The 18,978-nt window shown below is 55.6% G+C and carries 18 protein-coding genes; 9 read left to right on the top strand and 9 right to left on the bottom strand.

The genetic code is table 11. The annotated features are described in order from the left end of the window. The first annotated feature begins 10 nt into the window (after positions 1-10). Together ACXR0M_RS03820 and ACXR0M_RS03815 are read left to right on the top strand one after the other, a co-directional pair. Positions 11-979, top strand: coding sequence for an ABC transporter ATP-binding protein (locus ACXR0M_RS03820; RefSeq protein WP_458830067.1), 969 nt, complete (start codon positions 11-13; stop codon positions 977-979). Beyond that, positions 979-1,959 carry a peptide ABC transporter ATP-binding protein gene (locus ACXR0M_RS03815; RefSeq protein ID WP_458830065.1) on the top strand — a complete coding sequence of 327 codons (981 nt, stop codon included), beginning with the start codon at positions 979-981 and terminating at the stop codon, positions 1,957-1,959. The genes ACXR0M_RS03820 and ACXR0M_RS03815 overlap by 1 nt, the downstream gene beginning before the upstream one ends. Positions 1,960-2,169: 210 nt before the next feature. Here ACXR0M_RS03815 and ACXR0M_RS03810 read toward each other — a convergent pair whose 3' ends face one another. From ACXR0M_RS03810 to ACXR0M_RS03780, 7 genes are all read right to left on the bottom strand, one after another. Next, positions 2,170-2,430, bottom strand: a complete 261-nt coding sequence (locus tag ACXR0M_RS03810) for a hypothetical protein (protein ID WP_458830063.1) — start codon at positions 2,428-2,430, stop codon at positions 2,170-2,172. A 155-nt stretch (positions 2,431-2,585) separates the two neighbouring features. Continuing rightward, a complete protein-coding gene (locus tag ACXR0M_RS03805; protein WP_458830061.1) occupies positions 2,586-3,821 on the bottom strand; it encodes an MFS transporter in 1,236 nt (411 codons plus the stop codon). A 505-nt stretch (positions 3,822-4,326) separates the two neighbouring features. After that, entirely contained in the window at positions 4,327-5,379 is a 1,053-nt protein-coding gene (locus ACXR0M_RS03800; protein ID WP_458830059.1) for a hypothetical protein, read from the bottom strand. Between the two features lie 16 nt (positions 5,380-5,395). Then, entirely contained in the window at positions 5,396-6,493 is a 1,098-nt protein-coding gene (locus ACXR0M_RS03795; protein WP_458830057.1) for an alpha-xenorhabdolysin family binary toxin subunit A, read from the bottom strand. Positions 6,494-6,577: 84 nt separating this feature from the next. Further along, a complete protein-coding gene (locus ACXR0M_RS03790) occupies positions 6,578-6,991 on the bottom strand; it encodes a hypothetical protein (protein WP_458830055.1) in 414 nt (137 codons plus the stop codon). Further along, positions 6,963-7,607 carry a hypothetical protein gene (locus tag ACXR0M_RS03785; protein WP_458830053.1) on the bottom strand — a complete coding sequence of 215 codons (645 nt, stop codon included), beginning with the start codon at positions 7,605-7,607 and terminating at the stop codon, positions 6,963-6,965. Before ACXR0M_RS03785 ends, ACXR0M_RS03790 begins: the two co-directional genes overlap by 29 nt. Before the next feature lie 192 nt (positions 7,608-7,799). Further along, positions 7,800-9,383 (bottom strand): peptide chain release factor 3, encoded by a 1,584-nt coding sequence (locus tag ACXR0M_RS03780; RefSeq protein WP_458830051.1) that lies wholly within the window; start codon positions 9,381-9,383, stop codon positions 7,800-7,802. Between the two features lie 449 nt (positions 9,384-9,832). On the opposite strand from ACXR0M_RS03780, the gene ACXR0M_RS03775 reads away from it, so the two are divergent. The 7 genes from ACXR0M_RS03775 (at position 9,833) to ACXR0M_RS03745 (ending at position 17,348) form a co-directional block, all read left to right on the top strand. After that, positions 9,833-10,522: an ABC transporter permease gene (locus ACXR0M_RS03775; RefSeq protein ID WP_458830808.1), complete on the top strand. Its 690-nt coding sequence runs from the start codon at positions 9,833-9,835 to the stop codon at positions 10,520-10,522. Positions 10,523-10,543: 21 nt separating this feature from the next. Beyond that, a complete protein-coding gene (locus tag ACXR0M_RS03770; RefSeq protein ID WP_458830049.1) occupies positions 10,544-11,449 on the top strand; it encodes a glycine betaine ABC transporter substrate-binding protein in 906 nt (301 codons plus the stop codon). A gap of 12 nt (positions 11,450-11,461) precedes the next feature. After that, a complete protein-coding gene (locus ACXR0M_RS03765) occupies positions 11,462-12,115 on the top strand; it encodes an ABC transporter permease (RefSeq protein WP_458830047.1) in 654 nt (217 codons plus the stop codon). Continuing rightward, a complete protein-coding gene (locus ACXR0M_RS03760; protein WP_458830045.1) occupies positions 12,112-13,269 on the top strand; it encodes an osmoprotectant ABC transporter ATP-binding protein OsmV in 1,158 nt (385 codons plus the stop codon). The genes ACXR0M_RS03765 and ACXR0M_RS03760 overlap by 4 nt, the downstream gene beginning before the upstream one ends. 643 nt (positions 13,270-13,912) lie before the next feature. Continuing rightward, the gene (locus tag ACXR0M_RS03755) at positions 13,913-15,076 is read left to right on the top strand and encodes a type III PLP-dependent enzyme (RefSeq protein WP_458830043.1); all 1,164 of its coding nucleotides are present in this window, start codon (positions 13,913-13,915) and stop codon (positions 15,074-15,076) included. A 169-nt stretch (positions 15,077-15,245) separates the two neighbouring features. Next, positions 15,246-16,316, top strand: a complete 1,071-nt coding sequence (locus ACXR0M_RS03750) for an alpha-xenorhabdolysin family binary toxin subunit A (RefSeq protein ID WP_458830041.1) — start codon at positions 15,246-15,248, stop codon at positions 16,314-16,316. Positions 16,317-16,346: 30 nt separating this feature from the next. Further along, positions 16,347-17,348 (top strand): alpha-xenorhabdolysin family binary toxin subunit B, encoded by a 1,002-nt coding sequence (locus ACXR0M_RS03745; protein ID WP_458830039.1) that lies wholly within the window; start codon positions 16,347-16,349, stop codon positions 17,346-17,348. A 19-nt stretch (positions 17,349-17,367) separates the two neighbouring features. Here the strand turns inward: ACXR0M_RS03745 and ACXR0M_RS03740 are convergent, their stop codons facing one another. Continuing rightward, on the bottom strand, positions 17,368-18,141 hold the full coding sequence (locus ACXR0M_RS03740) for a tetratricopeptide repeat protein (protein WP_458830037.1): 774 nt from the start codon (positions 18,139-18,141) through the stop codon (positions 17,368-17,370). Then, entirely contained in the window at positions 18,138-18,818 is a 681-nt protein-coding gene (locus ACXR0M_RS03735) for a Fe2+-dependent dioxygenase (protein WP_458830035.1), read from the bottom strand. Before ACXR0M_RS03735 ends, ACXR0M_RS03740 begins: the two co-directional genes overlap by 4 nt. Positions 18,819-18,978: the final 160 nt, after the last annotated feature.

Here is an 18,978-nt window from a genome sequence, read left to right as displayed (position 1 = left end):
GGAGATTCCCATGTCACTGCTAGAAATCAAGAATCTCAACGTTCGCTTCGGCGACAAGAACGCGACCCCGGTGGTCGACGGCCTCGACCTGAAAGTCGACAAAGGCGAAGTCCTGGCCATCGTTGGCGAGTCGGGTTCGGGTAAATCCGTGACCATGATGGCGCTGATGGGCCTGATCGAGCATCCCGGTATCGTCACCGCCGACTCGCTCAGCTTTGACGGCAAAGACATGCTTAAGCTGAGCAACCGTCAGCGTCGGCAGATCGTCGGTAAAGATCTGTCGATGGTATTCCAGGACCCGATGACCGCGCTCAACCCGAGCTACACCGTCGGGTTCCAGATCGAAGAAGTGCTGCGCCTGCACCTGAAAATGTCCGGCAAGCAAGCGCGCAAACGTGCGATCGAACTGCTGGAAAAAGTCGAAATTCCGGGCGCCGCCAGCCGCATGGACGCCTACCCGCACCAACTGTCCGGCGGCATGAGCCAGCGTGTGGCAATTGCCATGGCGATTGCCGGCGAGCCGAAACTGCTGATCGCCGACGAACCGACCACCGCGCTCGACGTGACGATTCAGGCGCAGATCATGGATCTGCTGCTGGCGTTGCAGAAAGAACAGAACATGGGCCTGGTGCTGATCACCCACGACCTCGCCGTGGTGGCTGAAACCGCCCAGCGCGTGTGCGTGATGTACGCAGGGCAAGCCGTTGAAGTCGGCCAGGTGCCGCAACTGTTCGACATCCCCGCGCACCCGTACAGCGAAGCGCTGCTCAAGGCGATTCCCGAGCACAGCCTCGGCGCCTCCCGTCTGTCGACCCTGCCGGGCATCGTCCCGGGCCGCTACGACCGTCCGCAGGGTTGCCTGCTGTCGCCGCGCTGCCCATACGTGCAGGACAGCTGCCGTGCGCAGCGTCCGAGCCTTGATCCGAAAGCCAACAGCCTCGCCCGTTGCTTCTACCCGTTGAATCAGGAGGTGGCGTAATGGCCGTCGTACTTACCGCCCGCGACCTGACCCGTCACTACGAAGTGTCCCGAGGCCTGTTCAAGGGTCACGCGACTGTACGCGCCCTCAACGGCGTATCGTTCGAACTGGAAGCCGGCAAGACCCTCGCCGTAGTGGGCGAATCGGGCTGCGGCAAATCCACCCTGGCCCGCGCCCTGACCCTGATTGAAGAGCCGTCGTCCGGCTCGCTGAAGATTGCCGGTCAGGAAGTCGCCGGTGCTGACAAGGCCCAGCGCAAGCAACTGCGCAAAGACGTGCAGATGGTGTTTCAGAGCCCGTACGCGTCGTTGAACCCACGGCAGAAAATCGGCGATCAACTGGCCGAGCCGCTGCTGATCAACACCAATCTCAGCGCCGCCGAACGTCGCGAGAAAGTCCAGGCGATGATGAAGCAGGTGGGCCTGCGTCCTGAGCATTACCAGCGTTATCCGCACATGTTCTCCGGCGGTCAGCGCCAGCGGATCGCCCTGGCCCGGGCGATGATGCTGCAACCGAAAGTGCTGGTGGCCGACGAACCGACCTCGGCGCTGGACGTGTCGATCCAGGCACAGGTGCTGAACCTGTTCATGGACATGCAGCAGGAGTTCAACACCGGTTACGTGTTCATCTCGCACAACCTGGCCGTGGTCCAGCACGTGGCCGATGACGTGATGGTGATGTACCTCGGTCGCCCGGTGGAAATCGGCCCGAAAGACGACATCTACGCACGTCCGCTGCACCCGTACACCCAGGCGCTGCTGTCGGCGACCCCGACCATCCACCCGGATCCGGACAAGCCAAAAATCAAGATCGTCGGCGAACTGCCCAACCCGCTGAACCCGCCATCGGGTTGCGCGTTCCACAAGCGCTGCCCGTACGCGACCGAGCGTTGCAGCAGCGAATTACCGGAGCTGCGTGCGCTGGATAGCCGTCAGGTGGCTTGCCACTACGCCGAGCAATTTCTCGACGGCGCGGCGTAAGGCATAGAAGAGCGACACACAATACTGTGGGAGCGGGCTTGCTCGCGAAAGCGATGGATCAGTCAGCCAGATGCCGTCTGACACGCCGTCTTCGCGAGCAAGCCCGCTCCCACAGGGATGATGTTGGACTGAGAGTCAAAGCGTTAACCAAACCCCTTCTCCCCCGATTGCGCATCAGTCGGGGAAGAAGGGGTTTTCTTTTGCCGGCGGCTACGTCTGGCTGTCGCCGTCATCCGGATCGTCGGAATCTGGCTCGTCGGTGGTCGAGTCATCATCATCGGCACTGCCACCCTGCCCCTGATCACCCGGCTCAGCCTCGGACTTGGCGAGCATCAGTCCGTTGTGGCCAATTGGCCCGTTAAACGCCTGAGTGTCGTGGCTCTCACAGTCGGCCCACGCCGTCGCAGTGCCGATAGACAGCATGACCATCACTTTCAACAGCAATAAAACGCGTAGCAATCTGCTCTTCATAGCTGATTCCATCCTTTAGCCGGTGAACACGCGTGCCTGGCTGGCGCTCTGTGAAATCTAGTTCCGAACAGCCGGGTTCACCAGATAGGACGCTAACGGACAGGCGGAATTGCCCGTGCGTATAAGACCGCTTTCGAATAAACCCCATAACCGCATCAGCTAAGCGAGGCGGCATCAGGCCTCGCGGCGTTTGCGCTTTTGCGATCACTTGCAGCCGTGGCCAGATAAAGCAGCGGGATGCCCATCAGCGCCAGCCCCAAACTGAACAACCAGACACTGTGCCCGCCGAAGCGACCATAAAGCTGCCCCACCAACACCGGCGAGAGCAACGTACTTGCGCTCCAGCTCATGAAAAACAGCCCGAAGTATTGGCCGCTCCTGCCGCTTTGCGCGTGGCGCATCACCAACACATTGAGCGGCGGCATGAACAGCGCCTCGCCCAACGTCCAGATCACGGTCGACAGGCACACATAAAGCAGCCCCGAGCCCAGCGGAAGCATGCCCAGCCCCAAGGCCAGCAGCAGACACCCGGCGATCAACTGCCGCCGCGAACCCCAGCGCTCGCCCCAGTGCGACAACGGAATCTGCAGCGCCACCACCAGCATCGCGTTGAGCGCGAACTGCCAGCCGATGGCTTCGGTGCTCAAGCGGTAGTAATCACGCAGATAATTGCCGAGGGTGCTGTAGACCGTGTCGAACGCCATGCCCAGCAGGACGGTGGCAGCCAACAACCAGAGGAACGGTTTGTCGCGCAGCGGCAGGCCCACGTCTGATGGCATGGCGGGTGTGTCCTGCGGCGCCAGCACCGGTCGCCGCCAGGTGGTGTACACAAACCACAGCAGCGCCAACAACGTCATCGCCGCACTAAGAAAGAACAGCCAACGAAAATCCCACTGCGCCAACACCCCGCCCGCCACTCCGGCGGCGGCCATGCCCAGGTTGCGCGCGATACGGCTCAAGGCCTGGGCGCGGGTGCGCTGCGCCTCGTCGCAATACTCCATGATCAACCGTTGATGCAGCGTGCGAATTGCACCGTCGACAATCCCGCTGAGCACCAGCAACCCCGCCAGCCACGGCACCTGCGTGGTGACGCCCAGCCCCAGCAACACCCAGATCGAAATAAAGAACAACGCCGCCGTCAGTCGCGATGTACGGAGATGGTCACTGAGCAACCCGCCGAGCATCGAACCGATCAGCAGACCGCCGCCGTATCCCGACAACAGCCAGCCCACGGTTTCGATGGCCAGCCCCAGCTCCTGACGCAGGTACAACGCCATGAACAGCTTGACCATGCTGCTCAGGCGATTGATGAACAGCAGCGCTGCGAGCACCCAGGCCATGGTGCTGAAATAACGGGCGAAGTGCAGAAATGGGGTGAGCCGGCCTTGCATTCCCTTGATCCTTGGAGGGGGCGTGAGTGGGAAACACTAGCTGCCGGCTGCATGGTTGTCTCAAGCAAAACCGGCGAAACCGCAAATCCAGAGCAAGCCCACAGCCGTGCACGAAATACCCTACACACCAATACCCCCCTTGTAGGAGTTGCCGAAGGCTCGGGCTTGCCGGGGATTGCGCAACTGGTGATGCTCAGTGAACTGGCGGTGGATCGCTTGTCGGATCGGTTGGAGTTGCCGCAGGGCAGTGATCGATCCCTTCAACCCTACGACTCGTTGTGGCGAGGGAGCTTGCTCCCGCTCGGCTGCGCAGCAGTCGTAAACCTGGGTCGGCGCTTCCCGGGGAGATCGAAGCGATCAGAATCGGGGCTGCCTTGCAGCCCAACGGGAGCAAGCTCCCTCGCCACAGAAATGCGGCCGGCGGGCAATAAACCCCACAATTTTTTGTTGTGGGGTTATAAAACGGAGCCATAATTTAAACCTGATAAAACCTTAAACGTATCCCTCACGAACCATAATCCCACATCCGCGACCAGGAAAACTGGAACCTGTTCAGAAACGTTGAAAACTCAGGGCTATGTTCTGAAAAACTCTCCCCAACCAACACAACCTCGCCGACCTCGCGCATGTCATTAACAAATACACTATTGAAATACTCGATCAAAAAATCTTTGATTTTATTTACTTCAACAACGTAATCCCCACGAAGACCAGCAAAAGCTCTAAACGCAGCCAATTGAGCACGTCTATTGTCAATATCATTTAACTCTTTTTCTTGAATTGACATTTTCTCTTCGCGGATTTCGACTTCACGATTCAGGTACGCCTTGGCTTGCAGTAATTGCTCATACTTTATCGATTCGTTGGCCGACTTCAAGACTTCTATTGCAATGTTCGCCGCCGCCTTGATCGCTTGTTTACCTGCCTCTGCCCTCATGTCCGCCTTACCTGACTTGCCAAGATTTCCGCCCTCATCAATCACAGCAACAACACCCTCCTTAACAATTTCAGCGGCAGGCATTACCTTATCAATAACTGTCTTGGACTCATACTCATCTATTGCCTGCTGGACGGTGTCACGCTTTTCTAGAAGCGCCGTCAACTTCAGCTTATCCTCAGGTAAATCTTTCATAAAATCATTGCGTCTCGCATCAAGCTCCCAATATTGAATATCCACATTGCTGAGCTTTACGGTTTGAACACTATCAATCTGCCAACGAAGGTCATCGATTATTTTTTTCAACTTACCCTTAAGATTATTTAGTTCATCCTTTAGCTCTTCGGATGTATCGGTAGTGGCCTCCACATCGCTACCTTTTTGAAGCTCCTTGACGCTAACCAGATAACCAGCGATTGCTTTATTACGTATAATCGCCTCATAACCCCCCAGTGACTTATTTATTAACTCATCGGTTGCGGCATGCGCTTTCCTCAGCCTGGCCAGTTCATCATTTAGCGCTTTAATGTACAAGTCAGCGAGCATGACACCCGAGTTCTTAAGCGAAATTCTAAACTTAAGTACCGCAGGCACATATATTTCAGCGATCTTAATATCCATGGCATTTTCCTCGAGCTCAGGCCAATAGCGCTTTTTTTAGATCTTCGACGTTCTTGTTGATTCTATCCCAACGATCCAACACACTTTCCATCTTGTTAACGAATGAATGGAGAAATTTCCACTCTTTCTGTCTGGTCAGCGTGCTTTTTGATTCTTCGATTTCCGTTAATGTTGAAGACCACAGCGTTTCAAGCTGAGTTACGCCCTCGATAGCGCCTGCTACATAAATCACCATACTTGACAGATTCGATTGTAAGATTTTCAAATCGGCCATGATTTTTATTATGGTTTCCTGCTCCGAGATTAACTCACGCTCCTTAGCCCTTTCTTTTTGAATATCTGCATTGACTGCGGCGTCTCTGCCAGCCTTTATTGTAAAGCCAACCCCGACGCCAACAGGGCCATATAATCCGCAAATCGTCCATTCCCACCATTCAAAAGCCGTTTTTTTTCTGAGCTTGTTAATCCGATCATTGATTTCGATAAGCTTCGTCGATATATCGCTGAGTCTCTCACTTGCATTTGCTTTCACAACACCATTGAGCCGAACGCCGAGATCTTTTTCAATTTTCGCCAGTTCATCTCCAAAGCTCTTAAGTTCTTCCTTCACCTGCGATGTTTTTTTTCGCTTTGCTTCAATAGAATCGACAACGGTCTGAACGAAATCATCAACGTCGTCGTATTCCCTAGCCGCGTCGGCGTCAGTAATATCAACCTTCATATAAAACGTAACACGGTCTTCCTCAGCAAGCTCATTGAATTTTTTATTGTAATTTTCATACCCTGGAATTTTTTTTATTAATTCAACTGCGCCCCCACCATACTCTTTTAAATCAGCATAAAATGCACTCAACTGACTAGCCACATCAAGCATTTTAAATTCAATGTCGTCCCAACTCGAAGCGTTCGCATACACAGAGTTACAAAAACCTTGCAACTGACTTGAGGTGACTCCTTCTCTGGCTTCGGTAAATTCAGAGCAGCCAAACTTCCTGTTAATATCTTCTATGCTTTGCGGCAGCGCCAAGCCCTGCGCCACGTAGAATTTCACCTTACTTACATCGTCACTGGTTATTTTGGTATGCGATGGGCCGTAGCCCAGAATATCGGCCATGACATCATTCCTTCTAATCGATTCTTACCTGATATGAAATACTCTTGCACGCCCACGGAGTATTAACCATCCAATAAGCCTATCTTACATACGCCGGTAAATATTTATGACTTCCTGTACATCATTCTTTATCTGCTGCCAGTCTTTTGAACTGGCCGTAACATCTTTAACAAACAGCCTCAGACTTCGCTTATCATTCACCAACGAAAGCTTTAAATGTGAGGATTGTACAAAAGCATTTGCATTCTTCCACAATGAGACGATTTGCTTCAATCCTGGCCCACGCACATAAAAAAACTTGTTTACCCTCTGCAACTGTGCATACAGGTTATAATTAGAAACAAACAAACTACCCGCCACACCTCCACACTTGATACTTTTAATACGTGCGTTATGTCTTTCCTCTACACCATTATAAACAGCTTGGCGCACAATACCTGACTCCATTCCTTGCATATTTGCATCAACTTCAGACCTTTCTTTTTCTTTTACACTCACAAAAAATATCCATAGCACCCTTAGCTTTAACAAAGTTATCCAAAGCAGCCTCGCCATATTCACCCAACAAACTCCTAATAAGAGGTTGAATGTTTACTTTTGCGTCTTGCGTCAACCCAATCGACCAACCCTCCGCCACCTTAACAAGTTCGATAGCGCCGCTAACACTAGCTTTCAAAAACTGCATAGTGTCTGCCACATTAACAAACTGACATTGTGCATCGACGCTTAACTCTCCCGTATCAAAAGCCTGTATTTGTTCATCTGTCAGATCTTCAACCCTTCTAAACCCATCCGACAACTTTAATTCAGTAACAACGTCGCTTACAGAATCCGCCCACGTCTTCAACGCGTGAGCAAATGCTACAAGCTGCTCAGCAATATCTATCGTATGTTCCTCAACAAAATTCAAGGCCGCGTAAGAATTTCTAGCATTAACAAACAATGCAACGACATCGTCCCGGGCTGTCTGCGTCAAGTTATCCAATGCACCTTCGCCATAGCTTTTTTCAATCTCGCTGACGTCAGTGGGAAACGCTTCCAGACTCCAAACAAAACTCAAGCTTTTTTCCAGATCGGATTTACTTAGAAAAGGTTTATCATATACGTCGTTCATAATCAGACTCCTGCTTAGTTTCTTCACACCGCCATTGATAAAACAATTGTCAAAATTCGCCTACTGTCATATATGACAGGTATATCGATTTTCCTGACCAACGGTAGAAATATACACGCACAAAAAAGCCCGCCAACGAATGCTGGCGGGCCTGGGGACGAGCTTTAACTCGAGGGTTTTAGATGTTCGGGCTTAGTGATGCTCACGCGTCGCGCGGAATTTCACATCTGGCCAGCGCTCTTCCATCAGCGCCAGATTCACCCGCGTCGGCGCGAGGTAGGTCAGGTGACCGCCGCCATCGAGCGCCAGGTTTTCCACCGCCTTGTTGGAAAACTCCTCAAGCTTCTTCTTGTCGCCGCATTCGATCCAGCGCGCGGAGTACACGGTGATCGGCTCATACGAGCACTCAACCTTGTATTCCTCTTTCAGGCGGCTGGCGACCACGTCGAACTGCAGCACACCGACGGCGCCGAGGATGATGTCGTTGCTGCGTTCCGGGAAGAACACCTGGGTCGCGCCTTCTTCGGCCAGTTGTTGCAGGCCCTGGCGCAGTTGCTTGGATTTCAGCGGATCGCGCAGGCGTACGCGGCGGAACAGTTCCGGGGCGAAGTGCGGGATGCCGGTAAAGCCCAGCGCTTCGCCTTCGCTGAAGGTGTCGCCGATCTGGATGGTGCCGTGGTTGTGCAGACCGATGATGTCGCCGGCGTAGGCCTCTTCCAACTGTTCACGCTCGGAGGAGAAGAACGTCAGGGCGTCGCCGATGCGTACGTCCTTGCCGGTACGCACGTGGCGCATCTTCATGCCTTTTTCGTACTTGCCGGAGCAGATACGCATGAAGGCGATGCGGTCGCGGTGTTTCGGGTCCATGTTCGCCTGGATCTTGAAGATGAAACCGGAGAACTTCTCTTCCACGGGCTCCACGGTGCGCTCGTTGGCGACACGGGCCAGCGGACGCGGCGCCCAATCGACAACGGCGTCGAGTACGTGGTCAACCCCGAAGTTGCCCAGCGCGGTACCGAAGAACACCGGGGTCAATTGACCGTCGAGGAATTCCTGCTGGTTGAACTCGTGGCAGGCGCCCTGCACCAGTTCCAGCTGTTCGAGGAAACGCTCGTACTCGTCGCCCAGGTGCGCGCGCGCCTCGTCGGAGTCGAGTTTTTCGATGATCCTGGTTTCGGTGCGTTCGTGCCCGTGACCGGCGGTGTAGACAATGATGTAGTCGTCGGCCAGGTGGTACACGCCCTTGAAGTCGCGGTAGCAACCGATTGGCCAGGTGATCGGTGCGGCCTTGATCTTCAGCACCGCTTCGATTTCGTCGAGCAGTTCGATCGGGTCGCGGATATCACGGTCGAGTTTGTTGATGAAGCTGACGATCGGCGTGTCACGCAGACGGCAGACGTCCATCAGCGCGATGGTCCGTGGCTCGACACCTTTACCGCCATCGAGCACCATCAGCGCCGAGTCCACGGCGGTCAGGGTGCGGTAGGTGTCTTCGGAGAAGTCTTCGTGGCCCGGGGTGTCGAGCAGGTTGATCATGTGTTCGCGATACGGGAACTGCATGACCGACGTGGTAATGGAAATACCCCGCTGCTTCTCCATCTCCATCCAGTCGGATGTTGCATGGCGGTCGGACTTACGGGATTTCACCGTACCGGCCACTGCAATCGCCTTGCCCATCAACAGGAGCTTTTCGGTGATCGTGGTTTTACCGGCATCGGGGTGGGAAATAATGGCGAAAGTGCGGCGTTTCGCGACTTCGGCGGCCTGGTTGGTCATGGGAAATCGCCTGGCGGTGATTCAAAAAAGGGCGGCGAGTATAGCTTAAAAAGTAACCGCCGAACCACCGTCCCTCAGTCACACAAAACCCTGTAGGAGCTGCCGAAGGCTGCGATCTTTTGCTCTGTTTTTCAAAAGCCAGACCAAAAGATCGCTGCCTTCGGCAGCCCCGACAGGTGGCCAGATGGCATCTGATGTGGGAACCTTTTAACGCACGGAGACGTCCATCCCCTGTTACGAATTTTCGTCAGGGGCTGAAAAATCAGCACGTTAGCCTGACGAGGCTGCGCTCATGGCTCGCTTTCAAGCAGCAATTGCCTGCTCTGAAAAACAGCTGCTTCTCGCGAACGACTGTCCCGGCGGCCAAGTACGGCATGCCACACGGGACCGCGCTCGCCGACTACAAGAAAAGGAGTCCGCCTGTGGCTATCCGCTATGGCAAAGGGCTGATGGGAGGTGCGGTGGTGATCGCGCTCCTGGCCCTGCTGGTCCACTGGATCGGCATCAACACCATCGAGCATTACCGCGACGATTTGTTGTTTTACCTGCAAGCTCATCTGGTTCTGGTTCTCGCTTCAATGCTGGCCGCCCTGGTCGTGGGCATCCCCGCCGGTATCTTTCTCAGCCGCCCGTCGATGGTCGGTCGCGCTGAACGCTTCATGCAGATCTTCAATATCGGCAACACCGTGCCACCGCTGGCCGTACTGGCAATTGCCCTGGGGATTCTCGGCATCGGCAGCGGTCCGGCGATCTTCGCTCTGTTCCTCGCCTCCTTGCTGCCGATTGTGCGCAACACCTACGAAGGCCTGAAAAATGTGCAGGGCTCGCTGAAAGAAGCCGCGGTCGGCATCGGCATGACCCCGCGTCAGGTGCTGTGGAAAGTCGAGTTGCCCAACGCCGTGCAGATCATCGTCGGTGGTGTGCGTGTGGCGCTGGCGATCAACGTCGGTACCGCGCCGCTGGCATTCCTGATCGGCGCCAACAGCCTCGGCAGCCTGATCTTCCCTGGCATCGCCCTGAACAATCAGCCGCAACTGCTGCTCGGCGCCGCGTGCACCGCGCTGCTGGCCCTGCTGCTCGATGGCGTGGTCACCCTCGCCAGCCGCCTCTGGCTGGAACGCGGTTTGCGCCCGTCTTAAGGCTTTTGCGAAGGAATGAATATGAAACGATTTAGCTCGTCTTTGGGATTGATAGCGGGCTGCATCCTGCTGTTCGCAGGTATCGCCCAAGCCGCTGACAAACCGGTGATTCGCCTCGGCGCCCGGGTTTTCACCGAACAAACCCTGCTTGCGGAAATCACCGCGCAATACCTGCGCAGTAAAGGTTACGACGCGCAAATCACTGGCGGTCTGGGCAGTAACCTCGCGCGTAGCGCCCACGAAAGCGGGCAACTGGACATGCTCTGGGAGTACACCGGGGTATCGCTGGTGGCCTACAACCATGTCACCGAGAAACTCGACAGCGAACAGTCCTACGCCCGAGTGAAAGAACTCGACGCGAAAAAGGGCCTGGTCTGGCTGACCCCGTCGAAATTCAGCAACACCTACGCCCTCGCACTGCCGCAGAAAGTCGCCGAGGAATATCCGCAGATCACCAACATCAGCCAGTTGAACGACGTGTTGCGCGCTGAAGCCAAGACCAATCATCTGGTGGCGTTGGATACCGAGTTCGCCAACCGCTCCGACGGTCTCGACGGTATGGTCAAGCTCTACGACATGAACCTGACCCGCAAGAACATTCGCCAGATGGACGCGGGACTGGTCTACACCGCGCTGCGCAACGGCCAGGTGTTCGCCGGTCTGGTCTACACCACCGACGGTCGCCTCAACGCCTTCGGCCTGAAACTGCTGGAAGACGACAAGCATTACTTCCCGGACTACACCGCAGCACCCGTGGTGCGTCAGGCGTATCTGCACCAGCACCCGCAACTGGCCGAGCAACTCAAGCCGCTGGCGCAACTGTTCGACGACGAGACCATGCGCCAGCTCAACGCGCGGGTCGACGTCGATCACGAAAGCCCGTCGAAAGTCGCCGCAGATTTCCTGCGCCAGCACCCACTCAACTAAGGAGGAAAAGTCATGGAATTGCTGAACGCCTTTTCCCACCTCGACTGGCAGCAGGTGATGCACCTGACCTGGCAGCACATCACCCTGGTCGGTATCGCGGTCAGTCTGGCGATCCTTATCGGTGTGCCGCTGGGCATTTTGATGACGCGCTTCCCGACCCTCGCCGGCCCGTTGCAGGCCAGCGCCACGGTGTTGCTGACCGTGCCGTCGATTGCGCTGTTCGGTCTGCTGCTGCCGTTCTACTCGAAATTCGGTCAGGGCCTCGGTCCGCTGCCGGCCATTACTGCGGTGTTCCTTTATTCACTGTTGCCGATCATGCGCAACACCTACCTCGCCCTGACCGGCGTAGAGCCGGGCATTCGTGAAGCCGCACGCGGTATCGGCATGACCTTCGGCCAGCGCCTGCGCATGGTCGAGTTGCCGATTGCGGTGCCGGTAATCCTCGCCGGGGTGCGCACCGCGGTGGTGATGAACATCGGCGTGATGACCATCGCCGCGACCATCGGCGCCGGCGGCCTTGGTGTGTTGATCCTCGCCTCCATCAGCCGCAGCGATATGTCGATGTTGATCGTCGGCGCGCTGCTGGTCAGCCTTTTGGCGATTTTCGCCGACCTGATTCTGCAATGGCTGCAACGTTCGTTGACTCCAAAAGGACTCCTGAAATGATCGAACTTCAAAACCTCAGCAAGACCTTCCAAAGCAACGGCAAAGATGTCAAAGCCGTGGACTCGGTGAGCCTGACCGTCAATGAAGGCGAAATCTGTGTGTTCCTCGGGCCATCGGGTTGCGGCAAGAGCACCACGCTGAAAATGATCAACCGCCTGATCAAACCGACCTCGGGCAAGATCCTGATCAACGGCGAAGACACTACCGACCTTGATGAAGTAACGCTGCGGCGCAACATCGGCTACGTGATCCAGCAAATCGGTCTGTTCCCCAACATGACCATCGAGGAGAACATCGTCGTCGTTCCCAAGCTGCTCGGCTGGGACAAACAGAAGTGCCACGACCGCGCCCGCGAACTGATGAACATGATCAAGCTGGAGCCCAAACAGTATCTGCATCGCTACCCACGTGAACTGTCCGGCGGCCAGCAGCAACGGATCGGTGTGATTCGCGCACTGGCGGCGGATGCCCCATTGTTGCTGATGGATGAGCCGTTCGGTGCGGTCGATCCGATCAACCGCGAGATGATCCAGAACGAGTTCTTCGAGATGCAACGGGCGCTGAACAAGACCGTGATCATGGTCAGCCACGACATCGACGAAGCGATCAAGCTGGGCGACAAGATCGCGATTTTCCGCGCCGGCAAACTGCTGCAGATCGATCATCCGGACACGCTGCTGGCGCATCCGGCGGACGATTTCGTCAGCAACTTCGTCGGCCAGGACAGTACGCTCAAGCGCCTGCTGCTGGTGAAAGCCGAAGACGCTGCCGACAACGCGCCGTCGGTCAGCCCGGAAACCCCGGTGGCCGATGCGCTGGAGTTGATGGACGAGCATGACCGCCGCTACGTGGTAGTGACCTGTGCCGAGAACAAGGCGCTGGACTACGTGCGTCGCCGTGACCTGCATCGCCAGACCGGCACTTGCGGCCAGTACCTGCGCGAGTTCAACGCCACGGCGGCGTATGACGAGCATCTGCGGATTCTGCTGTCGCGGATGTACGAGTTCAATCGTGCGTGGCTGCCGGTGATGGATGCTGAGCGGGTGTTCCTCGGCGAGGTAACGCAGGAATCGATTGCGGCCTATCTGAGCTCGGGACGCTCACGCGGGATGAAGACCAATATCGTCTCGCCGGCGGAGGCAGTGGTCGCTTGATCACCAAAACCTGTGGGAGCGGGCTTGCTCGCGAAAGCGTAATGGCATTCCAAGCAGATGTTGCCCATGAAATTGCCTTCGCGAGCAAGCCCGCTCCCACAGGAGTCGAGCAGGATCCTGATCATTCGCAGGGCGGAAAAGAATCTCAACAGCCGCCCCCGTAGAACCTCCGCAAAGCGACCGCTGGAAATAGGCAAAATCCCCCTCAGACCACCCACTCGCAGCCAACGTCGCCGATGTTGCACCGATCACACTTGGCGATGAGTTAGCCGACAAAATCCGTGAACGTGCAGCTATATTTAACACTGGAAAATTCCTGGGGAACATCTGTCCGTCATCTCGGTCGGCTACAAAGAGTGATATCCGCGACGCACGTCAGAAGTGTGCAAAAACGCGACATTTTTAGTTGATCTCAGGCCCCCCACGCCCTAAAGTTCGCGCCGAACGTCCATGCTGGAAACGATCCATCCGGCTCAAGTACTGACGACGAGACAGCAAGGCCAAGGGAAAAGAAGCTGAAATTTCCCATGGCCTTTTTGCTTTCGGCGACATGCCTTGGGAAGTAGGCGAACCAAAGTGGGGATACGGAGGGCGTTCATTTGCACCCATTGTTTTTACGAGTTTGCCCATAGGAGCTCCCAGCATGTCGATCCAGGTCGAAGACTATTTCGCGCGCGAAACCTTTCAGAAAATGAAGGCGTTCGCTGACAAACAGGAAACCCCGTTCGTGGTGATCGACACCGCGATGATCGCCAAGGCCTACGATGACCTGCGCGCCGGTTTCGAATTCGCCAAGGTCTACTACGCAGTCAAGGCCAACCCGGCCGTCGAGATCATCGACCTGCTCAAAGAGAAAGGTTCGAGCTTCGACATCGCCTCGATCTATGAGCTGGACAAAGTGCTGAGCCGTGGCGTGCGCCCGGACCAGATCAGCTACGGCAACACCATCAAGAAATCCAAGGACATTCGCTACTTCTACGAGAAGGGCGTGCGCCTGTACGCCACCGACTCGGAAGCCGACCTGCGCAACATCGCCAAGGCAGCACCGGGTTCGAAAGTCTATGTGCGTATTCTGACTGAAGGCTCGACCACCGCTGACTGGCCGCTGTCGCGCAAGTTCGGCTGCCAGACCGACATGGCCATGGACCTGCTGATCCTCGCCCGCGACCTGGGCCTGGTGCCTTACGGCATCTCGTTCCACGTCGGCTCGCAGCAGCGTGACATCAGCGTCTGGGACGCCGCGATCGCCAAGGTCAAAGTGATTTTCGAACGTCTGAAAGAAGAAGACGGCATCCACCTGAAGCTGATCAACATGGGCGGCGGCTTCCCGGCCAACTACATCACCCGCACCAACAGCCTGGAAACCTACGCCGAGGAAATCATCCGCTTCCTGAAGGAAGACTTCGGTGATGACCTGCCGGAAATCATTCTGGAACCGGGCCGTTCGCTGATTGCCAACGCCGGCATCCTGGTCAGCGAAGTGGTACTGGTCGCGCGCAAATCCCGCACCGCCGTCGAGCGCTGGGTCTACACCGACGTGGGCAAGTTCTCCGGCCTGATCGAAACCATGGACGAAGCGATCAAGTTCCCGATCTGGACCGAAAAGAAAGGCGAGATGGAAGAAGTGGTGATTGCCGGCCCGACCTGCGACAGCGCTGACATCATGTACGAGAACTACAAGTACGGCCTGCCGCTGAACCTGGCGATCGGCGATCGTCTGTACTGGTTGTCCACCGGTGCTTACACCACCAGTTATAGCGCAGTGGAGTTCAATGGCTTTCCGCCGTTGAAATCGTTTTACGTGTAACAACTTCCAGCGTCATACAAACCCGTGCCTTGGCACGGGTTTTTTTATTTCAGACAACCAGACATGACAAATATTGACCAATAATGAGTTACACACATTCGATATACCTCTCACAATAAATACACTTAACCTGCGAACTCCAAATACCACTTTAAAAAGGAATTAAAAAGTGCAATCGAGTTCAACTCCGCTCATCACAAAAGATGACATTCGCAAAATCCAAAACTACACTTCGGCAGCCAAAGCCCTGCCCCGCACAATCGAAGATGTGGAAAAGCAATTAAAAACAAAACACACCGGCATTGTCGGACTGGAACCGTTCGACATCGTCACGCTCAACCATACTCTCATCAACAATGCCAATTCCTGGAATGACATCGAATATTCAATGAAACGCGTTGCCGGCAGTCTGGCGACCTTTTCGGAAGATCTGGAAAGTTTCGGCCAGGACATTATCGATGCCATTGTCACGATGCCCGGTTACATCAACTACCTCGGTACACTCGATGCGTTGACCGAGGAGGAAATCAACGCCCTCCCCCCACTGGAAATCGGTAAAACGGAGAAGAACCGATTCGGCTCTATCCAGGAGGCCCTGGTATTCATTGCAAGTTCCATCGAAGAGAAAAAGCTCAGCAGTCTGGATGTAGCCGCAAGACTGCAGTACTTCAAGGCCGAATTGAGCGGCAAGGTTTCCATCAGCCTTGGGGAAAAACTGAAGCTGGCTGGCGATGAGGATATCAATCGGCAAATTACTGAACTGAACGATGCCATTGATAAAGCGCAGAAAGCCGTAGAACAAAAGACCCGGGAAACCAAGCCGAATTTCTTCGAAAACATTCTCGGTTTCATCGCCGGTCGCCAAAATCCTTATGGAACAGATTTGTATTACAAGTATCTTGAAATTGAACAAGCAAAAGTTCTACGTCCGCTGATCGCCCAACGCGACTTACTGGCGGAGCAGGTCAAACAAAAAAACATTCTCGCCGGCACGCTACTTGAATTTCAGGCAGGCCTGGACAGTATATCGATTTATGTAGAAGGGGCGATTCAGAGCACCTCACAACTGGAGACGCTGTGGATCAACATCTCCGACTACATCAACGCCTCGCAAAACAAAATCAAGGGCATGCATGATTTCCTGTCCTTGAGAAGCTTCGTTTCCAGCCTAAGGATCACCCTGAAAAACTGGAAAACTGTAGAACACAACTCCCACCAACTTATTAACGCTTTCGACTGAGTTAACTACCAATAAAGAGAAGGATCTTTCATGACTGACAATAATTATGCTCTGCCAGACCTTGCTCGCCTTCGGGAAAGTCGCGAGGCCATTCGTTACCAGGCGATCATCGGCTCGGCCAACCTGTACATCAAAGCGCTGAGCGATGAACTGATCAACCTGAACGCTGCAGTCAGCGACCTGGATCAAGCAGCCGCCAACATCATCACATCGGCCATCACGGTGCTCGAAACCGATGATCTGGAAGACAATCTGCAGGCCCTGGCCGCTCTCAAAGGCGCTGAACCCACTCCTCAGGTTGAAAACGCCATAAAGGGGTATATGCGCATTGCCACGAGCCTGATCAGTTTGTCCACCGAGCGAATTGCGACATGGCATCGGGAATTGAAAAATTCAGTGTTCGCCATGCAGAGCATCGTCATCAGCAACAATCGCTTCAGGCTTGAGGAACTGGCCACAGCGAGGCTCAGGCTGGACCATGAACACAGCGCTGAGCAAATTCCACTGACGGTGCTCAGAGACGACGAAGGCGTTCTGAACGCAGCGATCGCGCAGTTTGAAAAGCTGACATTCATTGACCGGATCAAACCCCTGCTGGAACAGCTGAAGGCAATGATCGGCAATAAACCGATAACCCCTGAAGCCGCTGCGCTGGAAGCTGGCCTGATTGTCGCCAACAAGTTTCTCGACGAGGCCAATGAGCTGATCAAATACAAGGATCTGGTGAATGCTCGGGCGATCATTCAGACACGAATCGTGCAACGCGAAGAGCGAGTGAAGTCGCTGGCCAGACAGCTTCAGGAAAACGACACGAAAACGCGTCAGTTGACTGACACACAGAAAGTACTGCCGCACCGTGACGCCTACGTCGGTGAGGTCACCAAGCTGACAAGTGCGCTGGAACTGTTTGGCAAGGCGATCAAATCCTCCTCCAGGGGTGACCTTTTGGCTCAGGGCGAAAAGGTGCTTGAACACAGCGAGACGCTGCGCGACTACCTGAACGCGCTGAAGGGACGCTGGCTGCGCGGTTGACCGGACGGGGAGCCCGTCATTACTGATGAGGAGCACCCTTGCCGGCGCTGAGGGAAGCCATCTGCTGGCGGTAAGCAACTGCCATTGCCTGAATCTGCGGATGCGTGGATTTGAGCAATGCATCACTGCTCACTTGCAGAAAACGCAAGTTGCCGCCAGCCATTGCCAGCGTCAGCCAGGACAACGCGTCATCGATTCGCCCCTGTTCTGCCAACACCGCCGCATGACTGAATTGACCACGAAAATCCCCGCTCTCGGCCGAGCGCCGATACCAGTCGTGCGCCGCCTGCGGATCTGCCGGGCAGATCTGCCCTTCTTCCAGATAACGTCCCAGCAGGTTCATCGATTTGGCATGACCCATTTCTGCTGCACACTTGTACAACACCAGCGCCTGAAGCTGATCCAGCGCCACACCGCGCCCGGTCGCGAGCAGGTTGGCGAGGTTGTACATCGCCCAATCCAGCCCGGCCTCCGCTGCGATTCGATAATGTCGCGCGGCAATCGACGCGTCCGCCGCACATCCCCAGCCATGCTCATGGCAACGCCCAAGCATATTGCGCGCCATCAGATGCCCGCGCCCGGCCGCAATACCGAACCAGCGCAGCGCCAGTGCTTGATCCTGAGCGATGCCATGCCCGTCGAGCAGGATCTGCCCGAGCAACGCCTGCGCCTCCGGTACGCCCTCGCCCGCCGCCAGCAAAATTGCCTGCGCGGCTCGGGCCGGACTTTCTTCGAGCATGGCGCTGAGCTGCTCACCGTCGAGCACTTCCTCGCGCCGCAGTTGAAAACTCATACCTCGACCCAGCGCCGCAGCAGGTTGTGATAGGTGCCGGTAAGGCGGATCAGTGACGGGTGATCGGGCATGTCCTGGGTCAGTTGCTGAATCGCGCCGTCCATCTCGTACAGCAGCGCGCGCTGGCTGTCTTCGCGCACCAGGCTTTGCGTCCAGAAGAACGCGGCGTAACGCGCGCCACGGGTGACCGCGTTGACTTTGTGCAGGCTACTGCCGGGGTACAGCACCATGTCGCCGGCCGGTAGTTTCACCCGCTGGGTGCCGAAGGTGTCCTGGATTTCCAGCTCGCCGCCGTCGTAATCCTCCGGCTCGCTGAAGAACAGCGTGGCCGACAGATCGGTGCGCACCCGCTCGATGCTGCCCTTGGGCTGACGCACGGCGTTGTCGATATGGAAGTCGAAACTGCCGCCCGCCGTGTAGCAGTTGAGTAACGGCGGGAATACTTTGTGTGGCAACGCAGCAGACATGAACTGCGGATTTTTCCACAGCCGTTCGAGCAGCGCCGCGCCGATCTCCTTGGCCAGCGGATGACCTTCAGGCAGCTGCAGATTGTGCTTGGCCTTGGCCGATTGATAGCCGGCGGTGATCTTGCCATCGGCCCAGTCAGCCTGCTCCAGCGCCTCGCGGATACGCTGCACTTCGTCTTTGGCGAACAGACCGGGGATGTGCAGCAGCATAGCGATCGTACCTGATGGTAAAAGGACGCCAATGGTATTGATTCTTATTGACCAAGTAAAACCCACAGACGAATGAATCGGCAAAAACCGTAAGGTCAAACTGTAAAGATTGTAAATTTGTCGCGAATAACAATGTTTCGCAATTGATACGAATAACTGT

The organism is Pseudomonas sp. Eth.TT006, assembly GCF_054456575.1.
Note: the sequence above shows the minus strand (reverse complement) of the source record. Positions and strands in the feature narration are given on the sequence as shown.